This window comes from Streptomyces sp. NBC_01520 (assembly GCF_045040375.1).
Lineage (GTDB): Bacteria > Actinomycetota > Actinomycetes > Streptomycetales > Streptomycetaceae > Streptomyces.
In genome coordinates, this window is sequence record NZ_CP109404.1 from 7,521,158 (window position 1) to 7,542,385 (window position 21,228).

The window sequence follows — 21,228 nt, forward strand, 5'->3', positions numbered from 1 at the left end:
TGTCCGGGGGTCGGGGCTGCGGCGTGCGGTTAGGGGCGGGCCGACGCGTTCTGCCTGTCCGGCCGGTCCTGTCCGTCCGGCCGGTCCTGTCCGTCCGGCCGGTCCTCGACCGCCGGACGGGCCGCGCGTTTGTCCGGGGGTCGGGGCTGCGGCGTGCGGTTAGGGGCGGGCCGACGCGTTCTGTCCGTCCCGCCGGTCCTGTCCGTGCGGTCCGTCCTGCCCGTCCGGCCCGTTCGCGAGGAGCATCCGCTGCAGTTCGCGTGCCGCCCGGGGCGGCGCCACGTCGGTCCGGTGCGCGAGCGCGATCGTGCGCCGCAGACCGGGTGATGCCAGGGGGGTCGTCCGCAGGTCCTGACCCGTCCGTACGGCGACCATGCGGGGCACCACGGCGACCCCGAGGCCCGCGCGTACGAAGCCCAGTACGGCGTCCATCTCGCCGCCCTCCACGGTGAACGACGGCTCGAAGCCCTCCGCACGGCAGGCGGCCACGGTCAGCTCCCGCAGGTCGTAGCCGTGCCGGAACATCACCATCGGCTCGCCCGCGAGGTCCGCGATGCGCACGGTCCCCCCGTGCCCCGGAGCCGGCCCGGCGGGCGACGACAGCACCACCAGGTCCTCCCGCAGCAGCTCCACCGTGGTCAGCGCGGGCGACGCGGCCGGCAGCGGCAGCACGAGCAGCGCGAGGTCCAGCGCACCCCGGGCCAGCTCCCGTACGAGGTCGTGGGAGCCGCCCTCCTCGATCAGGAGCTGGACCCCCGGGTGCAGGTCGTGGAAGGCGCGCAGCACGTAGGGCAGCAGGCCCGTGCAGACGCTCGGAGTGGCACCGAGCCTGATCCGGCCCCGGCGCAGCTGCACCAGTTCCTGCACCTCGTGCCGTGCGGTGTCCGCGTCCGCCAGGATCCGGCGGGCCAGGGGCAGCAGCGCCTCGCCCGCGTCGGTGAGTGCGATGTTGCCCCGCGCCCGGCTGAAGAGCTCGGCACCGAGCTCGTTCTCCAGCGCCTTGATCTGCTGAGAGAGCGACGGCTGCGAGACGTGCACCTCCTCGGCGGCCCGGGTGAAGTGCTTCGCCTCGGCGACGGCCACGAAATAGGTGAGCTGCTGGAAATGCATGGAATCGACGATAGCGAACCCCATAGTCAATGCCTATGAACATGAGTCACTTCATGTCTTGGACTGATGATGCTCTTCGGCCCTAGCGTCGTGTCCATGGCATTGGCAACGCGGACGGACCGACGGCCGTCCATGACGCGTACGCTCTGGGACTCGTCCGTCGGCAAGAAGACGATCATGGCTGTGAGCGGCCTGATCATGCTGGGATACCTGGTCGTCCACATGCTGGGCAACCTGAAGATCTTCTTCGGATCCGACGAGTTCAACCACTACGCCCACTGGCTCCGGACACTCGGCGAGCCCTTCCTGCACTACGAGTGGGCCCTGTGGATCGTCCGCCTGGTGCTCGTCGCGGCCGTCGTCCTGCACGCCGTCTCCGCGTACCAGCTGAGCCGCCGCGACATCAGGGCGCGCCCGAACGCGTACGTGCACAAGAAGGCCCGCTCCAGCTACGCCACCCGCACCATGCGCTGGGGCGGCATCATCCTGGCGCTGTTCATCGTCTGGCACATCCTGGACCTGACGACCGGCACCGTGCACACCGGCGGATTCCAGTCCGGGCACCCCTACCAGAACGTGCTCGACACCTTCTCCACCTGGTACGGCAACGTCATCTACATCGTCGCGGTGCTCGCCATGGGCCTGCACGTCCAGCACGGGTTCTGGAGCGCCGCACAGACCCTCGGCGTGGGCAACGCGACCCGCGACCGGGTACTGAAGACCCTCGCCAACGGCCTGGCCGTGGTGCTGACGGTGGGCTTCGTCTCCGTGCCCGTGGCCGTCATGACCGGAGTGGTGAACTGACATGAGCGACTACACGAACTACGCGACCGGCGAACCCGTCGTCGACACCAAGGCACCTCGGGGCCCCGTCGCCGACCGCTGGGACACCCGCCGCTTCCAGGCGAAGCTGGTCAATCCGGCGAACCGCCGCAAGCACACCGTCATCGTCGTCGGCACCGGCCTGGCCGGCGGTTCGGCCGGCGCCACACTCGCCGAACAGGGCTACCACGTCGTCCAGTTCTGCTTCCAGGACTCACCCCGGCGCGCCCACTCCGTGGCCGCGCAGGGCGGTATCAACGCGGCGAAGAACTACCGCAACGACGGCGACTCCGTGCACCGGCTCTTCTACGACACGGTCAAGGGCGGCGACTTCCGCGCCCGCGAGTCCAACGTGCACCGCCTGGCCGAGATCTCCGTCGAGATCATCGACCAGTGCGTCGCCCAGGGCGTCCCCTTCGCCCGCGAGTACGGCGGCCTCCTCGACAACCGTTCCTTCGGCGGCGTCCAGGTCTCCCGCACCTTCTACGCCCGCGGCCAGACCGGACAGCAGCTCCTCCTCGGCGCCTACCAGGCGCTGTCCCGCCAGATCGCCGCGGGCAACGTCGAACTGCACTCACGCACCGAGATGCTCGACCTGATCGTCGTCGACGGGAAGGCCCGGGGCATCATCGCGCGCGACCTGATCACCGGGAAGATCGACACCTACTTCGCCGACGCGGTCGTCCTGGCCAGCGGCGGCTACGGCAACGTCTTCTACCTGTCGACGAACGCGATGAACTCCAACGCCACCGCGATCTGGCGTGCCCACCGCCGCGGCGCCTACTTCGCGAACCCCTGTTTCACCCAGATCCACCCCACCTGCATCCCCCGCACCGGTGAGCACCAGTCCAAGCTGACGCTGATGAGTGAGTCGCTGCGCAACGACGGACGCATCTGGGTCCCGAAGGCCCATGGCGACGACCGCCCGGCCGGCCGGATCCCCGAGGACGAGCGCGACTACTACCTGGAGCGCATCTACCCGGCCTTCGGCAACCTCGTGCCCCGCGACATCGCCTCCCGCGCCGCGAAGAACGTCTGCGACGAGGGCCGTGGGGTCGGACCCGGCGGGCAGGGCGTCTACCTCGACTTCACCGAGGCCGTCCAGCGGATGGGCCGGGACAGGGTCGAGGAGAAGTACGGCAACCTCTTCGACATGTACGCGCAGATCACCGCGGAGAACCCGTACGAGACCCCCATGCGGATCTACCCCGCCGTGCACTACACGATGGGCGGACTCTGGGTGGACTACGACCTCCAGACCACGATCCCGGGCCTCTTCGCGATCGGCGAGGCCAACTTCTCCGACCACGGGGCCAACCGGCTCGGCGCCTCCGCGCTGATGCAGGGCCTGGCCGACGGCTACTTCGTCCTGCCGTCCACCATCAACGACTACCTGGCCCGCAACCCGCACACCGAGACCGTCGACGCCGACCACCCGGCGGTCGCCGAGGCCGTCGCCGAGACCGAGGACCGGCTCCACCTGCTCCTCGCCGTCGACGGGGACCGGACCCCGGACTCCTTCCACCGCGAGATCGGCGAACTCATGTGGGAGTTCTGCGGAATGGCCCGCACCGCGGAGGGACTGCGCAAGGCCCTGGACCGGATCCCGCAGATCCGCGAGGAGTTCTGGCGCCGCATCAAGGTGCCCGGTACCGGCGAACAGTTCAACCAGTCGCTGGAGAAGGCCAACCGGATCGTCGACTACCTGGAGCTCGCCGAGCTCATGTGCCTCGACGCCCTGCACCGCGCCGAATCCTGCGGAGGCCACTTCCGCGAGGAGTCGCAGACCCCGGACGGCGAAGCCGCCCGCCGGGACGAGGAGTTCTCCTACGCCGCCGCCTGGGAGTTCAGCTCCACCGGCGACGCCCCCGTCCTGCACAAGGAAGACCTCGTCTTCGAGTACGTCCACCCCACCCAGCGGAGCTACGCATGAAGCTCACCCTGCGCGTCTGGCGCCAGCAGAACGCCGAGGCGCCCGGCGCCATGGCCACCTACGAAGTCGACGGCATCTCACAGGACATGTCGTTCCTGGAGATGCTCGACACCCTCAACGAGGAACTCATCCTCGACGGGGACGAGCCCGTCGCCTTCGACCACGACTGCCGCGAAGGCATCTGCGGCGCCTGCAGCCTCGTCATCAACGGCGACGCCCACGGCCCCGAACGCACCACCACCTGCCAGCTCCACATGCGGTCCTTCCAGGACGGCGACACCATCGACGTCGAGCCCTGGCGCGGCTCCGCGTTCCCCGTGGTCAAGGACCTCGTGGTCGACCGTTCGGCCTTCGACCGCATCATCCAGTCCGGCGGATACATCTCCGCCCCGACCGGCACGGCACCCGACGCCCACGCCACCCCGGTGCCCAAGCCGGACGCCGACCTCGCCTTCGAGCACGCCGAGTGCATCGGCTGCGGCGCCTGCGTCGCGGCCTGCCCCAACGGCTCCGCGATGCTCTTCACCTCGGCGAAGATCAACCACCTCAACGTGCTCCCGCAGGGCGCACCCGAGCGCGAGACCCGGGTGCTCGACATGGTCGCCACCATGGACGAGGAGGGCTTCGGCGGCTGCACCCTGACCGGCGAATGCGCCACGGCGTGCCCGAAGGGCATCCCGCTGCCCTCGATCGCCGCGATGAACAAGGAGTGGCTGCGGGCCACCCGCAAGGTGCGCCGCTGACCGTCGTCGGCGCGAGGCCATGGCGGGGAGTCAGGCCGGCCGCAGTGCCTTCGCCAGGTACGCGGCCGTGCGGCTCCCCGCCGCACGTACGACCTCCCGAGGCGTACCGGTGGCGACGATCCGGCCGCCCCGGTCACCACCGCCCGGACCCAGATCGATCACATGGTCGGCGCCCGCGACCACGGCCATGTCGTGCTCCACGACCACCACCGTGTCGCCCGCGTCCACCAGGCCGTGCAGCTGCCGCATCAGCACCTCCACGTCCGCCGGATGCAGCCCGGTCGTCGGCTCGTCCAGCAGATACAGCGTGTGCCCGCGCCGGGTGCGCTGCAGCTCGGTGGCGAGCTTGATCCGCTGGGCCTCGCCCCCCGACAGCTCCGTCGCGGGCTGCCCCAGCCGCAGGTAGCCGAGCCCCACGTCGAGCAGGGCCCGCAGGCTGCGCTCGGCCGCCGGTGTCCCCGCCAGGAACGCGGCAGCCGCCTCCACGGTCAGGTCCAGCACCCCGGCGATCGTGAGACCGCGGAGCGTGACCTCCAGCGTCGGCGGGTTGTAGCGCGCACCGTGACAGTCCGGGCAGGGGGCGTATGTGCTGGGCAGGAAGAGCAGTTCGACGGAGACGAACCCTTCCCCCTGACAGGTCTCGCACCGTCCGCCCGCCACGTTGAACGAGAACCGTCCCGCCCGGTAGCCCCGCTCACGTGCCGTCTCCGTGCCCGCGAACAGCTTCCGTACGACGTCGAACAGCCCGGTGTACGTGGCCAGATTGGACCGGGGCGTCCGGCCGATGGGTTTCTGGTCGACCTGCACCAGCCGGTCCACCGCCGCAAGTCCCTCTGCCGAGGCGCAGCCCTCCTCCTTCGCCGGCGGCCCGGGGGTGTCCGCCGTCTGCCGGTCGGCCAGCACGCCCGCCAGCACCTGGCCGACCAGCGTCGACTTGCCCGATCCCGACACACCGGTGACCGCCGTCAGCACCCCGAGCGGGAAGGCGGCGTCGACCCCGCGCACATTGTGCCGGTCGACCCCGTGCAACCGGATCCACCCGGACGGGGTGCGCGGCTCCCGTGCCGGGGCAGGGTCCTCGTCGAAGAGGAAGCGCCGGGTCGCGGACCCGGCCACATGGGCGAGGCCGTCCGGCGGTCCGCTGTGCAGCACCCGGCCCCCGTGCTCACCCGCCAGCGGACCCACGTCCACCAGCCAGTCGGCCTGCCGGACCACATCCATCTGGTGCTCCACCACGAACACCGAGTTCCCCGCCTCCCGGAGCCTGCCAAGCACGGAGAGCAGGGACGCCGTGTCGGCGGGGTGCAGACCGGCCGACGGCTCGTCCAGCACGTAGACCACACCGAAGAGCCCCGACCGCAGCTGGGTGGCGAGCCGCAGCCGCTGCAACTCGCCGGAGGACAGGGTCGGAGCCGTCCGGTCGAGGCTGAGATAGCCCAGCCCCAGCTCCGTGACGGGCTCGATGCGTGCCAGCAGATCGGCCGTCAGCACCCGTGCCGTGTCGCTGCGGCCGCCCGCGGCCAGGAGCACCTCGGTCAGGGCGGCGAGCGGAAGAGAGGCCAGGCCGGCGATCGTACGGCCCGCGAACGTCACCGCCATCGCCTCCGGCCGCAACCGGCTGCCGTCGCACACCGGACAAGGGGCGCTGGTGAGGAAGCGCTCGGCCTTCGCCCGCAGCGTACGGCTCCTGGAATCCGCGAACGTGTGCATCACATAGCGCCGCGCGCTCATGTACGTACCCTGGTACGGGCGTTGGATCCGCCCTGCCTCGCGGACCGGATGGACCGTCACCACCGGCTGCTCGTCGGTGAACAGGATCCACTCACGGTCCCGCCGGTCCAGCTCCCGCCACGGCCGGTCGACGTCGTAGCCGAGGGCGTCCAGGACGTCGCGCAGGTTCTTCCCCTGCCAGGCGCCCGGCCAGGCCGCGATCGCCCCGTCCCGGATCGACAGCGAAGGGTCCGGCACGAGCAGTTCCTCGGTGGTGCGATGGATCCGCCCCAGCCCGTGGCACTCGGGACACGCCCCGGCCGCCGTGTTCGGCGAGAAGGCGTCGGAGTCGAGCGGCTCGGCACCCGCCGGATAGTCACCCGCGCGCGAGAACAGCATGCGCAGCGAGTTGGACAGCGTGGTCACGGTGCCCACCGAGGACCGCGAACCGGGCGCCGACCGGCGCTGCTCCAGGGACACCGCGGGCGGCAGACCGGTGATCTCACCGACATCGGGAGCCCCGACCTGATGGATCAGCCGGCGGGCGTAGGGGGCGACGGACTCGAAGTAGCGGCGCTGGGCCTCGGCGTAGATCGTCCCGAACGCGAGCGAGGACTTTCCCGACCCCGAGACGCCGGTGAAGACGGTGAGCGTGTCCCTGGGGATGTCGACGTCCACATCGCGGAGGTTGTGCTCACGGGCGCCTCGTACCCGGACGTACGGATCGTGGGGGGTGGACATGGGCGGTACGGCTCCGTACGGATCGGTGGGGCGGACGGACACGGCTCTGCCGGTGATCCTCCCGCACGCGTCGCACGCGGGAGTACCACCGGCAGAGTGCGGGCGCGAGGCCCTGGACCATCGGGGCGCTACACCATCGGGTCCATGCCCCGGTCCTGCATGCTGCTCTCCTGCTCGCTCTGCTCCCGCAGACGGCTGGCCTTGTCCTGGAGCCGTCGGCGCTGCTCCGGGTCCGTGGCGCGGTCCGCTGCTTCCTTCAGTTCCTGCGCCTTGGCCTTCAGCTGCCGCGCACGGCCGCCGGACTCACCTGCAACGCTCATGATCACTCCTGGATCTGTGGGGAGCTGACCCGATCAGCGAACCAGCGGCCGGACGAACATGCATCTCGAACGGCCACGCACCGCGATCGGCGCAGCCGGCGGCGTGGACCGTTCGGGTCTCCCGCCCGGCGGTGCGGACAGGTGCCGTGCTGCCAGGTCCGCGGGCCGGGTGCGATCGACGGCTCAGGAGCCTGTCGCCGCGAGTTCCTTGCCGACCTCGTGGAGGAAGTCCTCGAGATCGTCCGGTGTGCGCGAGGTGATGAGGAGCCAGCCCCCGGTGTCGTCGCTGACGACGCCCTCGTCCACCCAGCTGCCGCCCGCGTTGCGGATGTCCGTCCTGAGCGAGGCGTACGAAGTGAGGGTCTTGTCCGCGACGACGTCCGCCTCGACGAGGATCCACGGCCCGTGGCAGATGGCAGCCACGGGCCGTCCCGCCGAGGTGAACGAGCGGATGATGCCGACGGCGGTGTCCTGCAGGCGCAGCGAGTCGGCGTTGAGTGTGCCGCCGGGGACCAGCAGCAGGTCGTAGCGGGCCGGGTCGACGTCGTCCAGTGTGAGGTCGGGCCGCACGGTGTCACCGGGGTCCTCGTCCCCGACGAGGGTCCGGACGGGGTCCGTCGTGACCGCTGCCACGTCCACGGCGGCACCGCGGTCCCGCAGGTGCTTCAGGGGCACCACGAGTTCGTCCTGCTCGACGCCGTAGTTGGTCACGATCACCAGTACGCGGCGTCCGCCGAGGTCGGTCCCCGTCATGTCGACTGTCCTTTCGTCATGTCTTCTACGCTGGGCGGCGTGAGAGATGAAGCCCGGCCGTTGGCCGTATTCGATCTGGACGGAACGCTCGCGGACAGCGGCCACCGGCAGCACTTCCTGGAAGGCGCGCGGCGCGACTGGGCAGCGTTCTTCTCCGCCGCGGTCGACGACCCTCCTCTGCGGGAAGGCGTGAGTCTGGCGCTCGCGAGCGCCGAGGAGTGCGAGGTCGTGTATCTGACGGGCCGCCCGGAGCGTTGCCGCCGTGACACCTTGGCCTGGCTGGAGCAGCAGGGGCTGCCGCGGGGCCGCGTCCACATGCGCCGCAACGACGACAGGCGGCCGGCCCGCCGCACCAAGCTGGAGATCCTGAAGCGGCTGGGCCGGGAGCGTGGGGTGCGGGTCCTCGTCGATGACGACGAGTTGGTCTGTGACGCGGCCGAACAGGCCGGATTCACGGTGGTGCGTGCCCGATGGGCCGTCCCGTCGTCCTCGCTGAAGGACGCGCAGGAGCGCGAGGGCCGTACCTGATCCCGAGGGCCCCCGTTGCCCCGTCGGGGTCCGGCCGCGGGCCCGTCGCCTGTCGGGGTCCGGCTGCGGGCCCTGCGCCCGTCAGGCGTTCTCGTCGAGCCGGAAGCCGACCTTGAGGCCCACCTGGTAGTGGGCGATGCGGCCGTCCTCGATATGGCCGCGCACCTGTGTCATCTCGAACCAGTCGAGATTGTGCAACGTTTCGGAAGCCCTTGCGACGCCGTTGCGGATCGCCGCGTCCAGGCCCTCCTCGGAGGTTCCTACGATCTCGGTGACCCGATAGGTGTGATTAGACATCTAATGTCTCCTTTCGTGGTTCCACGGTGCCTCACTCCCCGTCGGTGCGCGAGGTATCGCGTGGGTGATGCACCGGAGACCGGGGCTTGACCTGCGGATTGGTCCATACCAAACTCCGGTCCATACACCCGTGCGAGCGCCGCCCGCAGTCCCCCCACCCGGGTCCTGTCATTCCGTCGTGCCGTTTCGCAGAAGGTGACCCTCGTGAAGATCCGCATACTGGCCGGAGCCGTCGCGCTCGTTTCCTCCGTCACCCTGGGTGGCTGCGGCTTCCTCCCCGGCTCGGGTGCCGACAGTCACACGGTCACGGTGTGGCTGATGAAGGGCAGTGCCTCCCAGGGCTTCCTTGACCGGTTCGCGGAGTCGTACGAGGAGGAGCACCCTTCCATCGAACTGGAGTTCGTGTTGCAGGAGTGGGGTGGCATCGGCCCCAGGGTCATGAAGGCGATCGAAGGGGACGACGCGCCGGACGTCATCGAGGTCGGCAACACCCAGGTCGCCCAGTACGCGGACAGCGGGAAGCTGCGCGACCTCACCCTGGAGACGATGCGTGACCTGGGCGGCGAGGACTGGCTGCCGGGCCTCGCCGAGCCGGGCAGCATCAACGGCGGGCAGTACGGGATTCCCTGGTACGCGGCCAACCGTGTCGTGATCTACAACAAGGAGCTCTTCGAGCAGGCGGGCATCACCGCTGCTCCCACGACCCGGAAGGAATGGGTCGAGATCACCGAGAAGCTGAACGGAAGCGTGGACCAGCAGGGCATCTACCTCGCGGGGCAGAACTGGTACGTGCTGGCCGGATTCATCTGGGACGAGGGCGGCGAACTCGCCGAGGACAGCGGCAGCGACTACCAGGGAGCCCTGGACTCGCCCGCCGCACTCAAGGGCATGGACTTCTACAAGGAGCTCCAGGCGCTCGGCAACGGCCCCAAGGACGCCGACGAGCAGACGCCCCCGGAGACCGACGTGTTCGCCGAGGGCAACGTCGCCCAGATCATCGCGGTGCCCGGCAGCGCCGCGCTCATCGAACAGGCGAACCCGGAGCTCAAGGGGAAACTCGGCTACTTCCCCATCCCCGGTAAGACCGCGGCCAAGCCGGGAGCCGTCTTCACGGGCGGTTCGGACCTGATCGTGCCGGAGGGCGCCGACCAGCGAAGCGAGGGCATCGAGGTCGTCAAGGAACTGGCGGGCGAGAAGTGGCAGACGGAGCTCGCCAGGGCCATGAGCTACGTGCCCAACAAGCCGGCCCTCGCCCGGGTGATCGAGGGCCAGGAAGGGACGGCCGCGATGGCCGTGGGTGCTGCCGAGGGACGGGCCACGCCCAATTCGCCCCACTGGGCGGCAGTCGAGGCCGACAACCCGATCAAGCCGTACATGACGGCGGTGCTGCAGGGCGCCGACCCCGCGGAAGAGGCGAAGAAGGCGTCGGAACGCATCACCGCGAAGCTCATCACCGGCTGACGGTGGCCCCGTTTCCCGGCACGGGGGACGGGCCGGCCACCTGGGGATTCAGCAGGCGCACATCCCCGCTCTCCGTAGCGGTCATGTCAAATCAAGCCGGTGACGGAAGAAGTAAGGGGCCGGGCCGTCGCACTCCCGCGAGGGCCCGGCAGCCGCCCTCGCTGATCCGTCCCCGGAGACTGCCATGACCGTGCTGCCGCTCGCCCCTCCCGCCGCCGTCCCGCCGGCCCGCGTACCCGCACCCGCCTCCCCCTCCGGCTACCGGGTGTCGCTGGCCACCTGCCAGGACGACGTACGCGCCGCCCAGCGCCTGCGTCATCAGGTGTTCGCCGGAGAGCTCGGCGCCCGGCTCGACACCCTCGAACCAGGCCTGGACAGCGACGCCTTCGACGCCTACTGCGACCACCTGCTGGTGCGTGAGGAGGCCACCGGAGACGTCGTCGCCACCTACCGGCTGCTGCCGCCCGAGGGCGCCAGGCTCGCCGGCGGGCTCTACGCGGAGGGCGAGTTCGACCTCGCACGGCTCGCACCGATCCGCGACGACCTCGTCGAGGTCGGCCGCTCCTGCGTCCACCCCGCGCACCGGGACGGCGCCGTCATCGCCCTGATCTGGGCCGGACTCGCCCGCTACATGGAGCGCACCGGCCACAACTGGCTGGCCGGCTGCTGCTCCGTACCCCTCGCCGACGGCGGCGCGCTCGCCGCCAGGAGCTGGGACACCGTACGCACCCACAACCTGGCGCCGGAGGAGTACTGGGTCACCCCACACCGCCTCTGGGACACCACGGGGCACCCCGACGGCGGCGCGGGCGGCCGGGCCGGACTGCCGCCCCTCCTGCGCGGCTATCTGCGCCTCGGCGCCTGGGTCTGCGGAGCCCCGGCCCACGACCCGGACTTCGACGTCGCCGACCTCTACGTCCTGCTCTCGATGCGCCGCACGGACCCGCGCTACCTCCGCCACTTCCTCTCGCTCGCCCCGCTGCGATGAGTGCCTGGCTGCCCACCGCCCCGTGCACCCCGCGCGACTGCGCGGGGCACCGGGGCGCGCGCCGCGCGCCGCTGCCCGCCGCCGTCCTGCTGGCCGCGGGGTGCGCGCTCACCCTGCTCGGGGTGGCGTGTGTGCCGGCCGTGCTGCTCCTCGGGCCCGCGCACCGCGACCGGCTGATCCGCGGGTGGGCGTACGCGGTGGTGAGAGCCTTCGGCGTACGCATACGGGTCACCGGCGCGGCGGCGGGGGAGGACAGGTCCCCGGTGGGCGAGCTGGTGGTCGCCAATCACGTCTCGTGGCTGGACATCCCGCTCGTCGCCACCGTGCTGCCGGCCAGGATGCTCGCCAAGAGCGAGATCCGGACCTGGCCGCTGCTCGGACCGCTCGCCGCGCTCGGCGGCACCCTGTTCATCGAGCGGGACAGGCTGCGGGCCCTGCCCGGCGCGGTGCGGGCCCTCGCCGTGGCGCTGGCCTCCGGATCACGGGTGGCCGTGTTCCCGCAGGGCAGCACCTGGTGCGGCCGGAGCGACGGCGGCCGCTTCCGGCACGCCGCCTTCCAGGCCGCGGTCGACGCGGGGGCCGCGGTCCGGCCCGTCCGCATCCGGTACCTCACCGCGGAACTGCACCCCGCGGGTGCCGCCGCGTTCGTCGGCGAGGACCCGCTCGCCGCCTCGCTCTGGCGGGTGGTGACCGCCGCCGGGCTCACCGCCGAGATCCGCGTCCTGCCGCCGATCCCCGCGGGCAGTGAGCCCGACCGGCGCGCGCTGGCGCGCGCCGCTCAGTCGGCCGTCGCCAGCGACAGCGCGAACCGGCCCGCGGAATCCGTCCACCACTGATCCAGCCGCAGCCCCGCCGCAGCCAGTTCGTCCCGTACCCCCTCCTTGCGGAACTTCGCCGAGATCTCCGTACGCAGCTCCTCGCCCTCGTCGAACGGCACCACCAGGTCCAGCTCCCGGATCTTCACGGACAGCGCCCGCCGTGCCCGCAGCCGCATCTCGATCCACTCGTGCCGCGGGTCCCACACGGCCACGTGGTCGAAGTCGTCGAGCTGGAAGTCCGCCCCCAGCTCGCGGTCCACCACCGTCAGCACGTTCTTGTTGAAGGCGGCCGTCACCCCGGCCGCGTCGTCGTACGCGGCGACCAGCGTCGCCTCGTCCTTGACCAGGTCCGTACCGAGCAGCAGCCCGTCACCGGGGGCGAGCCGGGCCCGTACGGACCGCAGGAACTCCGCGCGCTCCTGGGGCAGCAGGTTGCCCAGCGTGCCGCCCAGGAAGGCCACCAGCCGTGGCCCGGGGCTGTCCGGCAGCTCCAGGACGTGCGTGAAGTCGGCGATGAGCGCGTGCACGGAGAGCCCCGGACGCTCGGCCAGCAGAGCCTCGGCCGCACCTGTGAGGGCGCTCTCGCTGACGTCGACCGGAACGTACGTGTGGAGCCCGGGCAGCGCGTCCAGCAGGTGCCGGGTCTTCTCCGAGGACCCCGAGCCCAGCTCGATCAGGGTCCGGGCCCCGGACGCCGCCGCGATCTCACCGGCGCGGGCGATCAGGATCTCCCGCTCCGAACGGGTCGGGTAGTACTCGTCCAGCCGGGTGATCTCCTCGAACAGGTCACTGCCGTGCGCGTCGTAGAACCACTTGGGCGGCAGCGTCTTCGGGTGGCGGGTCAGACCGCTCAGCACATCGGCGCGCAGCGCCGCGTCCGTCGCGTCCACCGGCAGGGTGCGGGTCAGCAGGAAGGGACTCACGCAGTGGGCTCCTTGAGCGGGGTCAGTAGGACTGTGGCGCGGGTCGCGGCCAGCAGGGTGCGGTCCGGGACCTCGCGCCAGTACGGATCGTTGTCGTACGGCTCCGAGGCCACCACCGTGCGGCCGTCGTCGTGGAGATACCAGAGCGAGTCGCCCCAGGCCGTCGCCACGATCGCGGAGCCGTCGGTGAGCAGCAGATTGAGACGGGACCCGGGGGCCGCGGCCGCGATGTCGAGAACGGTGTCGGCGACCGCCCGGGATATGTCGTCGCCCTCGTCGATCCGGTGCCGCACGAGCGCCCAGATGAGGGCCGAGTCGCTCCGCGCAGCCAGGGAGAGCAGGGCCTCGGGCGGCAGTGCGCCGGCCAGTGGCCCGAGGGAACCGGGCCAGCCGGGCACGGCCCCGTTGTGGCTGAACAGCAGCGCCCCCTCGGCGAACGGCGCGGCGGCGGCCTCCCCGTCCGCGCCCGCCCATGTCGCGTCACGGACGGCCCCGAGCAGCGCCGTGCTGCGCACCACACGCGCCAGGTCGGCGAAGGTCTCGTCGCCCCACACCGGTCCGGCGCGGCGGTAGCGGCCCGGCGACGGATCGCCTTCCGCGTACCAGCCGACCCCGAAACCGTCCGCGTTGACCGTGCCGTTCCTCTGGTGCCGTGGCTCCCAGGACTGGCGTACGAGTGCGTGCGCGGGCGAGACGAGGACCTCGCCGAGGGGCACCGAGGGCCCCAGGTAAGCGATATGACGGCACATCAGGCACTCCTCGCGGTGCGGAAACCGGAGAAGATCTGGCGCCGCACGGGAAGGTCCCAATTGCGGAACGTCCCCCGGCAGGCCACCGGGTCGACGGCGAACGAACCACCGCGCAGCACCTTGTGCTCCGGCCCGAAGAACACCTCGGAGTACTCGCGGTAGGGGAAGGCGGCGAAGCCCGGGTAGGGGAGGAAGTCGCTCGACGTCCACTCCCACACGTCACCGATCAACTGGCCGGCGCCCGCCGGGGACCGGCCCGCCGCGTACGCACCCGCGGCGGCGGGACGCAGATGGCGCTGGCCGAGATTGGCCCGCTCGGGCGTCGGGTCCTCGTCGCCCCAGGGGTAGCGCAGAGAACGCCCGGAGGCGGGATCGTGACGGGCCGCCTTCTCCCACTCGGGCTCGGTCGGCAGCCGCCGGCCCGCCCAGCGGGCGTACGCGTCCGCCTCGTACCAGCTGACGTGGAGCACCGGCTCGTCGTCCGGTACGGGCTCGGTCACGCCGAATCGGCGCCGCAGCCACTGGCCGGCGTCCTTGTGCCAGAACAGGGGGGCGGTCAGCTCGTGCGCGCGGACCATGGCCCAGCCCTCCGGGGCCCACCAACGGGCCTCGGTGTAGCCGCCGTCGTCGATGAACCGCCGGTAGGCACCGCAGGTGACCGGCGCGGAGTCGATGTGGAACGCCGCCACCTCCCGCCGGTGCGCGGGCCGTTCGTTGTCCAGCGCCCACGGCTCGGTGGAGGTGCCCATGGTGAAGGGCCCGCCCGGGACCAGGACTTCGGCCGGCAGCGCGACGGCGTCGGTGGCCCCCGGAGGCTCCGGCGCGCCGAGCGCGGCCGGTCCGGAGCGCAGCTGATGGGTAATCAGCATCGTCTCGTCGTGCTGCTGTTCGTGCTGGGCGACCATGCCGAAGGCGAAACCCGCCTGTTCCAGCGGCCGTCCCCCACCGTGCAGCGGGGCGGTGTCGAGAATGTCCAGGGCGCGGCCGCGTACGTCGGCGGCGTAGATCCGGGCCTCGGCGGGCGCCAGCAGCGGCAGTGAGGGGCGGCTCGCCCGGGGATGCTCGAAGGCGTCGTACAGCCCGTCGATCTCGGGGCGCAGGGCAGCCCGCCCGCCCACGGCGCGCAGCAGCCACAACTCCTCCTGGTTCCCGATGTGCGCCAGGTCCCAGACCAGGGGCGACATCAGGGGGGAGTGCTGGGCGGTGAGGTCGTGGTCGTCGACGCTGTCGGTGAGCAGGGCGGTGCGTGCGCGGGCCGCCAGGAGCGCCGTCAGGGCGCGCTTCCGCAGCGCCTCCGGGTCGAGGTCGAGCTCCCCGGCTCCTGGGGGCACAGGTGTGCCGGTCATCGGCCCGCGCTCCTTCCGTGTCGCTGTCCGGCTGCCGGCCGCCACGCCTGCGGGTCGGGCAGGTCGTCAGCCGGACATCGGCCCCGGGCCACGTACCGGTCCGTGAACGCGGCCACGGTGTTCCGCACGTGATCGCTCGCGCCGATCCTGGGCAGCGCCTCCTGTGCCGCCGCGAAGCAGGCTGCGGCGGCCGAGGCCAGCTCCGGATCGCTCAGCCCGTCACGGGCGGCGGTCGCCCAGAGCGGATTGCGGGGCGCGGTCGGCAGACCCGCCGTCTCGGCCAGGGGTTTCACTGTGCGGTACACGGTTTCGGCCGCCTCCGGGTCGTCGAACATCGCGGTGGTCACGGCCAGCGGCACCAGCCAGCCGTCGATCCCCGACTGGGCGTCGATCATGCGCAGCTCCAGATGCCCGCGCGGGCGCACCGGCGGGAACAACGTCGTGATGTGGTAGTCGAGATCCGCGCGCACCGCAGGCCGGGGCCCTGCGCCGCGGATCCAGTCGCGGAGCGACAGCCCCTCCGGCACGGCCCAGGGGCCGTCGTCGTCCCGGACGCACATCACGGACGTGTCGAGGACATGGGCGGCCCAGGCGTCCCGGGGCGCGAGATGCCCCGGCGGAGCCAGCGACCGCGTCGGGTCGAGATCGGCCCACAAGGCCTGCCTCGTCGAGCGCCAGCCCGTCCGGCGCCCCTCCCGGTACGGCGAATTGGCGAACGCCGCCACGAGGACGGCGCCCAGCAGATTCCCGAGCTGCCAGCGCCGCCCGTAACCGAGCGGACCCGGCTCCTCCTCACCGGCGTCCAGACAGACCTGGACGGAGGCGGAGGTGCACATCATGGCGCGACCGGCGGTCCCGGAACGGTCGAGCGCGGCCTCCATGGCCGCGTAGCGGGGCTCCTGGAGCAGCCGGCGGGGAGGGTGCCACGGATCGACACCGAATCCGGCCGGCACGAGTCCGGCCCGTCCGAGGGTGTCGCGTACGGCGGTCAGATCGGCGGTCGTGGCGTCGACGCACGCCATCAGGGAATCCGCAGGCCGGGAGCTGAGCTCCAGCTGACCGCCCGGCTCGAAGGTCAGGGACGCGTCCAGCGGGACCGCGCGCACGGCGTCGGCGGCGGCACGGAGACGTTCGGGGGAGACGGCGGTCCCGGGGTGTTCACTGTCGTGGATGAGCCATTCGAGCTCCACACCGACCGTCCGGGGCGGTCCCGTCTTGAAACATATGCCGCGTAGCAGATCCTCCGCCTCGTCCTCACCGAGGGGCTGTGTGTCAACGGTCGAGCCATGAGCGCCGGGAGTGTCCGGGGGCATGCTGGGCCTCCTCTTAGGGTGCTTCCTCACCACCCAAACCCTTACCGCGAGTTCGCACAAGGGTGCCCCTGCGGGACGGAAAACCGGTTGCGTCCATGCCGCTGGACGTCCAGCATGCCCCGTATGCACCACACGGGGGCGCGCCGATGAGCGCACGACTGCGCGGCATCGCGCGAGAGACCGAGGCCATCGTCGAGGCCGGGCACTACCGGACGCCGGACGGGCGCGAGGTGACGATCGAACGCGCCCTGACCGCCGCGCTGTCAGGGACCAGGCTGTACGGCCCCGAACCGGTGCCCGTCGCCGTGCTGGACACGGACCGCGTCCCGGTCGTCGAGGTGACCGGCGAGAGCAGCCTGCAGGCGGCCCGCCGGATGACGGACGCGTCGGCGGCCAAGGTCGCCGTGCTGAACTACGCCTCCGCCCGCAATCCCGGCGGTGGCTACCTGAACGGCGCGCAGGCCCAGGAAGAGGCCCTGTGCCGCGGCTCCGCCCTCTACGCCACGCTGCTGCGCGCCCCCGAGTACTACGCGCACCACCGCGCCGAACGCAGTGCCTTCTACACCGACCGGGTCATCCACTCACCCGGCGTGCCGGTCTTCCGCGACGACCGGGGGCGGCTCCTCGACACCCCGTACACCGCCGGGTTCCTCACCTCGCCCGCGCCGAACGCCGGAGTGATCCGCAGACAGGCCCCGGAGGAGGCGCACCGCATCCCCGCGGCGCTCGCGAGCCGGGCCGAACGGGTGCTCGAAGTGGCGGCCGTCCGCGGCTACCGGAGGCTCGTTCTCGGAGCCTGGGGCTGCGGCGTCTTCCAGAACGACCCGGCCGAGGTGGCGGGCGCCTTCCGTGTGCTGCTCGCCGACGGAGGACGGTTCGCCGGCCACTTCGAACAGATCGTCTTCGGCATCCTGGACCGCAGCCCCGATTCCGCCGTGCGGGCTGCGTTCACCAGGGTCCTCGCCGGTCAGCTCCAGCCGTAGCGCTCCCGCAGCCGCACCACGACCAGGTCGAACCTGTCCCGGTCCAGCGCACACGCCTCACGCCGCATGCCGTCCTCGTGCACCCGCAGGACCCGGTCCAGGTCCGCCCAGGAAGCACGGCCCGAACTGTCCCAGGGCCCGGCACCGAGCCCGACCCACTCGTGGTCCCGGTCGTGCTGCTTGCTGGACAGCTGGACGGCGAGCAGCGTGCCCGCGGCCTCACGGGCCACGACGAGAACCGGACGGTCCTTGCCGCGCCCGTCGCGTTCCTCGAAAGGAACCCAGGTCCAGACGATCTCACCGGGATCGGGATCACCGTCGCGGTCGGGGGCGTACGAGGTGCGGACCGGTCCCACGTCACGGGGGTCGGCCTCCGCCGTGGCGGCCGGTCCGGTGCGGCCGGGGAAGTCGGACGAGCTGTCACTGCTGTGATCGGTGTGCTGGAACGTCATCGCAACACCGTAGAACCTGGACGGCCCAATCCGTGGAGCGGGTCCGTGAAACGGGCCTCAGGCTCGACCTCATGATCACCTCCGTCGTCTCCGCACGCCTGTCCCGCGCCCTCGTGGCCGCCGGACTCCTCGCGGCAGCCGCCCTGCTGCCCACACCTTCTGTCGCGGCGTCAGGACCTGTCCCGACCTCAGGTACAGCCTCAGGGTCCGCCGCGGACCCGGCACCACCACCCCGGACCGTGTCCGGCTGGCTCCCCTACTGGGACCAGGAAGGCGCCTACCAGGACGCCCTGCGCCATGCCGACCAGCTGCACACCGTCAGCCCGTTCTGGTACGAGGCTGTCTCGGCCGGCCGGATCGAAGCGCATCCCGGCGCGGGTGAGCGCCGCATCATCGACGGCCTGCACCGGGCCGGGGTGAAGGTCGTCCCCACGGTCATGGAGACGATGAAGTCCGGTGCCCTCGCGGCGATCCTCACCAGCCCCGCCAGTCGCACCGAGCACGCCGACGCCCTGATGCGCACGGTCGCCACCCGTGACTACGACGGCCTCGACCTCGACTACGAGTCCATCGCCGCCACCGGCGACGCCACCTACGCCTCGGTCCGCGACGGATTCACCGCCCTGGCGACGGACCTCTGCCACCGGCTCAGGACCCTCGGCAAGCAGTGCGTGATCACCGTGTTCCCCAAGACCGCCACCACCGGGCGCATCTGGGACTACGCGGCCCTCGGGCGCGTCGCCGACCGGGTCCGCGTCATGGGCTACAACCTGCACTGGTCGGGCGGAGACCCCGGACCGCTCGCCGACACCCGCTGGTACGACGACATCCTGGCCCGCGCCACCGCCCTCGTCCCGGCGGCCAAGCTGGAGATGGGGCTCCCCGCCTACGGCTGGGACTGGCCCGCGGACAGCGACAGCACGGCCGCCACCAAGCACGTCACCTGGAGGGAGGCCGAGGCGCTGCGTGCGAAGGAGGGCGCCACCTACCGGCTCGACGAGGTATCGGGAACGCCGTACTTCACCTACGACGACGGCACGGAGCTCCGCGAGGTCTGGTACCAGGACGCCCGCGGGGTGGCCACGCATCTGCCGGTGCTCCGCAAGCACGGGGTGACCCACACCGTGCTGTGGGCCCTCAACTTCGAGGACCCGCAGGTCTGGCCGGTACTCGCGGGTAGCTGACGCCCCGTCCTCTGGACCGTGCCCCGGCCCACGGGCGGCGCCGCAGTGTCTGGAAGACTGCCCGACGCCATGAGCCAGTTACCCGAGCAGCCCGCCGACACCTCCGTACCGACCAGCGCCGATGTGGCGCGACTCGCCGGAGTCTCCCGGGCCACCGTGTCCTACGTTCTGAACAACAACACAACTGTACGAATCAGTGAACCCACCCGCCGCCGGGTCAGGGAAGCCGCGTCCGATCTCGGCTACGTCCCGCACGCGGCGGCCCGCAGCCTCCGCGCCGGGCACACCAGGACGGTGCTGCTGCCCGCCGCGCACATTCCGGCCGGCCCCCTCCAGCAGCGCTTCCTCATCGACCTCCAGTCGGATCTGCGCCGCCTCGACTACACCGTCGTCCAGTACGGCAGCGGCGGCCTCGACCCCGACGAGGCCGCCAGGGCCTGGGCCGAACTCCGCCCCGTCGCCGTCGTGTCACCCGTCGGGATGACCCTTACGCCCGTCGGCATAGGCGTCCTCACCCGCTCGGGCGCCAAGGCGGTGATCACACTCGGACCGCAGCCGGTGGACGGCGCGCACGCCCTCGTCATGGACCAGCGCGAGGTCGGCGGCTGCGCCGTCCGTCACCTGCTGTCCGCCGGGCGCCGCCGGATCGGGGTGGTCATGCCCCAGGAACCCGGCCTCGCCCTGTTCTCCGAACCACGCCTGGCCGGCGCGCTCCGCGCTGCCGACGAGACGGGCGCGGGCGTCCGGATCCAGCCGCTTCCGCTGCGCTACGAGGAGGCGTCGGCCGAGGACCTCGCCGCACGGTGGCGCAGTCTGGGGCTGGACGCCGTGTTCGCCTACAACGACGAATACGCGATGCTGCTGATGAGGGCCCTGCAGGACGCCGGGGTGGAGGTGCCCGCCGAGGCGGCCGTCATGGGCGCGGACGACCTGATGCTGGGGCGGCTGCTGCGGCCCCGGCTCAGCAGCGTCAGGACGGAGCTGGCCACCGCGCAGCCACTGGCCGAGATGATCGACCGGCTCGTGCAGCACCCCGGTGGCACTCCCGAGCGTCACTACCTGCTCCGGGCCAGGGCGGTGGCCCGCGAATCCGGCTGACCGGCCGGGGGCCACGACATGCGCGGCCGACGGCGCGTGTCTAGCGTCGTCGGCATGAGTCATCCGCAGAGCTACGAGATCCTGGTGTTCCCTGAATTCAAGAAGACCGTCACCGGCGCGCCCGCTCCCGGTACCGCCATCCGCTCGGCGGTCGTGGCCGCCACCGGGGGCACGGGCGCGTCGGGCTACCCGCGCTACGCGGGGGACGGCATGGAGGCGGACATCGACCCGTCCACCCACACCGTGGAAGCCCTGCTGGTGGACGGTGCGGAGCTGGACTACGGCCTCACGGTCAGGATCGCCGAGCGCATCGGCGGGGCGGAGGGGACGAGCGATGCCGGGGAGCCGAGTGGTGCGGAGGCGTCCAGTGGTGCCGGGGCGCCGAGCGGCGGTGCGGAGGGCCGGAACGGCACCGGGGAGCCCGAGCCCACCGGCGAAACCCGCTGAGCGCGCCGCCGCCGAGCGCGCCGAAGGGCCCGGCCGCACAGGCCGGGCCCCGCACCGCATCCGCCGTACGCGCAGGGACTACTGCTGCCCCTGAGCCTGGTCCTGCGCCTGCTTCTGTTCCTCGACGGACTTGCGTACCTCGTCCATGTCCAGCTTCCGCGCCTGCCCGATGACATCCTCGAGCGCCGCCTCGGGAAGCGCCCCGGGCTGCGAGAACACCGCGACGTTGTCACGGACGATCATCAGCGTGGGAATGGACCGGATCTCGAAGGCCGCCGCCAGCTCCTGCTGTGCCTCGGTGTCGACCTTCGCGAAGACCAGGTCGGGGTGGCGCTCGGACGCCGCGTCGTAGACCGGCGCGAACTGCCGACACGGGCCGCACCAGGAAGCCCAGAAGTCGATCAGCAGGAACTCGTTGTCGCTCACGACCTGATCGAAGTTTTCCTTGGTGAGCTCTACGGTGCTCATACTCTGTTACCTCTTCCTGGGACCGTTCGGACCTGTCCCGC

21 protein-coding genes and 1 pseudogene are annotated in these 21,228 nt (G+C 71.6%); 11 read left to right on the forward strand and 11 right to left on the reverse strand.

Annotation, left to right across the window (positions count from 1 at the left end):
* Nucleotides 1-159: 159 nt before the first annotated feature.
* Nucleotides 160-1,110, reverse strand: a complete 951-nt coding sequence (locus tag OG524_RS33925) for a LysR family transcriptional regulator (RefSeq protein WP_405812288.1) — start codon at nucleotides 1,108-1,110, stop codon at nucleotides 160-162.
* 96 nt (nucleotides 1,111-1,206) lie between these two features.
* Between OG524_RS33925 and OG524_RS33930 the strand changes: the two genes are divergently transcribed.
* The 3 genes from OG524_RS33930 to OG524_RS33940 are packed head-to-tail and all read left to right on the forward strand — an operon-like array spanning nucleotide 1,207 to nucleotide 4,608.
* A complete protein-coding gene (locus tag OG524_RS33930) occupies nucleotides 1,207-1,914 on the forward strand; it encodes a succinate dehydrogenase (protein WP_405386497.1) in 708 nt (235 codons plus the stop codon).
* A gap of 1 nt (nucleotide 1,915) precedes the next feature.
* Nucleotides 1,916-3,865, forward strand: a complete 1,950-nt coding sequence (locus tag OG524_RS33935) for a fumarate reductase/succinate dehydrogenase flavoprotein subunit (protein WP_405386495.1) — start codon at nucleotides 1,916-1,918, stop codon at nucleotides 3,863-3,865.
* Nucleotides 3,862-4,608 (forward strand): succinate dehydrogenase/fumarate reductase iron-sulfur subunit, encoded by a 747-nt coding sequence (locus tag OG524_RS33940; protein WP_405812289.1) that lies wholly within the window; start codon nucleotides 3,862-3,864, stop codon nucleotides 4,606-4,608. Before OG524_RS33935 ends, OG524_RS33940 begins: the two co-directional genes overlap by 4 nt.
* A gap of 30 nt (nucleotides 4,609-4,638) precedes the next feature.
* On the opposite strand, the gene OG524_RS33945 is transcribed toward OG524_RS33940, so the two are convergent.
* From OG524_RS33945 to OG524_RS33955, 3 genes are all read right to left on the reverse strand, one after another.
* Nucleotides 4,639-7,059, reverse strand: a complete 2,421-nt coding sequence (locus OG524_RS33945; RefSeq protein ID WP_405386491.1) for an ABC transporter — start codon at nucleotides 7,057-7,059, stop codon at nucleotides 4,639-4,641.
* A 128-nt stretch (nucleotides 7,060-7,187) separates the two neighbouring features.
* Nucleotides 7,188-7,379 (reverse strand): DUF6381 family protein, encoded by a 192-nt coding sequence (locus OG524_RS33950; protein WP_405386489.1) that lies wholly within the window; start codon nucleotides 7,377-7,379, stop codon nucleotides 7,188-7,190.
* 183 nt (nucleotides 7,380-7,562) lie between these two features.
* Complete coding sequence (locus tag OG524_RS33955; protein ID WP_405812290.1) at nucleotides 7,563-8,132, reverse strand: type 1 glutamine amidotransferase domain-containing protein; 570 nt, start codon at nucleotides 8,130-8,132, stop codon at nucleotides 7,563-7,565.
* Between the two features lie 39 nt (nucleotides 8,133-8,171).
* On the opposite strand from OG524_RS33955, the gene OG524_RS33960 reads away from it, so the two are divergent.
* On the forward strand, nucleotides 8,172-8,660 hold the full coding sequence (locus OG524_RS33960) for a hypothetical protein (RefSeq protein ID WP_405386484.1): 489 nt from the start codon (nucleotides 8,172-8,174) through the stop codon (nucleotides 8,658-8,660).
* A gap of 81 nt (nucleotides 8,661-8,741) precedes the next feature.
* Here OG524_RS33960 and OG524_RS33965 read toward each other — a convergent pair whose 3' ends face one another.
* Nucleotides 8,742-8,957 (reverse strand): dodecin, encoded by a 216-nt coding sequence (locus OG524_RS33965; RefSeq protein WP_277330539.1) that lies wholly within the window; start codon nucleotides 8,955-8,957, stop codon nucleotides 8,742-8,744.
* A gap of 204 nt (nucleotides 8,958-9,161) precedes the next feature.
* On the opposite strand from OG524_RS33965, the gene OG524_RS33970 reads away from it, so the two are divergent.
* The 3 genes from OG524_RS33970 (at nucleotide 9,162) to OG524_RS33980 (ending at nucleotide 12,242) form a co-directional block, all read left to right on the forward strand.
* On the forward strand, nucleotides 9,162-10,418 hold the full coding sequence (locus OG524_RS33970) for an extracellular solute-binding protein (protein ID WP_405386482.1): 1,257 nt from the start codon (nucleotides 9,162-9,164) through the stop codon (nucleotides 10,416-10,418).
* Nucleotides 10,419-10,602: 184 nt separating this feature from the next.
* A complete protein-coding gene (locus tag OG524_RS33975; protein ID WP_405386481.1) occupies nucleotides 10,603-11,406 on the forward strand; it encodes a GNAT family N-acetyltransferase in 804 nt (267 codons plus the stop codon).
* Entirely contained in the window at nucleotides 11,403-12,242 is an 840-nt protein-coding gene (locus tag OG524_RS33980) for a lysophospholipid acyltransferase family protein (RefSeq protein WP_405386480.1), read from the forward strand. The genes OG524_RS33975 and OG524_RS33980 overlap by 4 nt, the downstream gene beginning before the upstream one ends.
* Here the strand turns inward: OG524_RS33980 and egtD are convergent.
* Genes egtD through egtA form a run of 4 tightly spaced genes read right to left on the reverse strand, consistent with a single transcriptional unit; the run spans nucleotide 12,185 to nucleotide 16,555 of the window.
* On the reverse strand, nucleotides 12,185-13,147 hold the full coding sequence (egtD, locus tag OG524_RS33985) for an L-histidine N(alpha)-methyltransferase (protein ID WP_405386478.1): 963 nt from the start codon (nucleotides 13,145-13,147) through the stop codon (nucleotides 12,185-12,187). The two genes, OG524_RS33980 and egtD, sit on opposite strands and share 58 nt — an antisense overlap.
* Entirely contained in the window at nucleotides 13,144-13,896 is a 753-nt protein-coding gene (egtC, locus tag OG524_RS33990) for an ergothioneine biosynthesis protein EgtC (protein WP_405386477.1), read from the reverse strand. Before egtC ends, egtD begins: the two co-directional genes overlap by 4 nt.
* Nucleotides 13,896-15,242, reverse strand: coding sequence for an ergothioneine biosynthesis protein EgtB (gene egtB / locus OG524_RS33995; RefSeq protein WP_405812291.1), 1,347 nt, complete (start codon nucleotides 15,240-15,242; stop codon nucleotides 13,896-13,898). Before egtB ends, egtC begins: the two co-directional genes overlap by 1 nt.
* Nucleotides 15,239-16,555 (reverse strand): ergothioneine biosynthesis glutamate--cysteine ligase EgtA, encoded by a 1,317-nt coding sequence (egtA, locus tag OG524_RS34000; protein WP_405386473.1) that lies wholly within the window; start codon nucleotides 16,553-16,555, stop codon nucleotides 15,239-15,241. Before egtA ends, egtB begins: the two co-directional genes overlap by 4 nt.
* A 146-nt stretch (nucleotides 16,556-16,701) precedes the next feature.
* Between egtA and OG524_RS34005 the strand changes: the two genes are divergently transcribed.
* The gene (locus OG524_RS34005; protein WP_405386471.1) at nucleotides 16,702-17,538 is read left to right on the forward strand and encodes a TIGR02452 family protein; all 837 of its coding nucleotides are present in this window, start codon (nucleotides 16,702-16,704) and stop codon (nucleotides 17,536-17,538) included.
* Here the strand turns inward: OG524_RS34005 and OG524_RS34010 are convergent.
* Entirely contained in the window at nucleotides 17,523-17,990 is a 468-nt protein-coding gene (locus OG524_RS34010) for a type II toxin-antitoxin system PemK/MazF family toxin (RefSeq protein ID WP_405386470.1), read from the reverse strand. The two genes, OG524_RS34005 and OG524_RS34010, sit on opposite strands and share 16 nt — an antisense overlap.
* Before the next feature lie 71 nt (nucleotides 17,991-18,061).
* Here OG524_RS34010 and OG524_RS34015 point away from each other — a divergent pair, with 71 nt between their 5' ends.
* The 3 genes and pseudogenes from OG524_RS34015 to OG524_RS34025 all read left to right on the forward strand — a co-directional run.
* Nucleotides 18,062-19,174, forward strand: a complete 1,113-nt coding sequence (locus OG524_RS34015) for a glycosyl hydrolase family 18 protein (protein ID WP_405386468.1) — start codon at nucleotides 18,062-18,064, stop codon at nucleotides 19,172-19,174.
* Between the two features lie 69 nt (nucleotides 19,175-19,243).
* Nucleotides 19,244-20,272 carry a LacI family DNA-binding transcriptional regulator gene (locus tag OG524_RS34020; RefSeq protein ID WP_405386466.1) on the forward strand — a complete coding sequence of 343 codons (1,029 nt, stop codon included), beginning with the start codon at nucleotides 19,244-19,246 and terminating at the stop codon, nucleotides 20,270-20,272.
* Between the two features lie 54 nt (nucleotides 20,273-20,326).
* A pseudogene (locus OG524_RS34025) lies at nucleotides 20,327-20,614 on the forward strand (hypothetical protein); the annotation flags it as partial.
* A gap of 183 nt (nucleotides 20,615-20,797) precedes the next feature.
* On the opposite strand, the gene trxA reads toward OG524_RS34025, so the two are convergent.
* Nucleotides 20,798-21,187, reverse strand: coding sequence for a thioredoxin (gene trxA, locus OG524_RS34030; protein WP_405386464.1), 390 nt, complete (start codon nucleotides 21,185-21,187; stop codon nucleotides 20,798-20,800).
* Nucleotides 21,188-21,228: the final 41 nt, after the last annotated feature.

What these genes read in the sequence shown, in the direction of transcription:
- OG524_RS33925 (WP_405812288.1), bottom strand. Translation starts at nt 1,110, where the DNA reads ATGCATTTCCAGCAGCTCACCTATTTCGTGGCCGTCGCCGAGGCGAAG.
- OG524_RS33930 (WP_405386497.1), top strand. Translation starts at nt 1,207, where the DNA reads ATGGCATTGGCAACGCGGACGGACCGACGGCCGTCCATGACGCGTACG.
- OG524_RS33935 (WP_405386495.1), top strand. Translation starts at nt 1,916, where the DNA reads ATGAGCGACTACACGAACTACGCGACCGGCGAACCCGTCGTCGACACC.
- OG524_RS33940 (WP_405812289.1), top strand. Translation starts at nt 3,862, where the DNA reads ATGAAGCTCACCCTGCGCGTCTGGCGCCAGCAGAACGCCGAGGCGCCC.
- OG524_RS33945 (WP_405386491.1), bottom strand. Translation starts at nt 7,059, where the DNA reads ATGTCCACCCCCCACGATCCGTACGTCCGGGTACGAGGCGCCCGTGAG.
- OG524_RS33950 (WP_405386489.1), bottom strand. Translation starts at nt 7,379, where the DNA reads ATGAGCGTTGCAGGTGAGTCCGGCGGCCGTGCGCGGCAGCTGAAGGCC.
- OG524_RS33955 (WP_405812290.1), bottom strand. Translation starts at nt 8,132, where the DNA reads ATGACGGGGACCGACCTCGGCGGACGCCGCGTACTGGTGATCGTGACC.
- OG524_RS33965 (WP_277330539.1), bottom strand. Translation starts at nt 8,957, where the DNA reads ATGTCTAATCACACCTATCGGGTCACCGAGATCGTAGGAACCTCCGAG.
- OG524_RS33975 (WP_405386481.1), top strand. Translation starts at nt 10,603, where the DNA reads ATGACCGTGCTGCCGCTCGCCCCTCCCGCCGCCGTCCCGCCGGCCCGC.
- OG524_RS33980 (WP_405386480.1), top strand. Translation starts at nt 11,403, where the DNA reads ATGAGTGCCTGGCTGCCCACCGCCCCGTGCACCCCGCGCGACTGCGCG.
- egtC (WP_405386477.1), bottom strand. Translation starts at nt 13,896, where the DNA reads ATGTGCCGTCATATCGCTTACCTGGGGCCCTCGGTGCCCCTCGGCGAG.
- egtB (WP_405812291.1), bottom strand. Translation starts at nt 15,242, where the DNA reads ATGACCGGCACACCTGTGCCCCCAGGAGCCGGGGAGCTCGACCTCGAC.
- egtA (WP_405386473.1), bottom strand. Translation starts at nt 16,555, where the DNA reads ATGCCCCCGGACACTCCCGGCGCTCATGGCTCGACCGTTGACACACAG.
- OG524_RS34005 (WP_405386471.1), top strand. Translation starts at nt 16,702, where the DNA reads ATGAGCGCACGACTGCGCGGCATCGCGCGAGAGACCGAGGCCATCGTC.
- OG524_RS34010 (WP_405386470.1), bottom strand. Translation starts at nt 17,990, where the DNA reads ATGACGTTCCAGCACACCGATCACAGCAGTGACAGCTCGTCCGACTTC.
- OG524_RS34015 (WP_405386468.1), top strand. Translation starts at nt 18,062, where the DNA reads ATGATCACCTCCGTCGTCTCCGCACGCCTGTCCCGCGCCCTCGTGGCC.
- OG524_RS34020 (WP_405386466.1), top strand. Translation starts at nt 19,244, where the DNA reads ATGAGCCAGTTACCCGAGCAGCCCGCCGACACCTCCGTACCGACCAGC.
- trxA (WP_405386464.1), bottom strand. Translation starts at nt 21,187, where the DNA reads ATGAGCACCGTAGAGCTCACCAAGGAAAACTTCGATCAGGTCGTGAGC.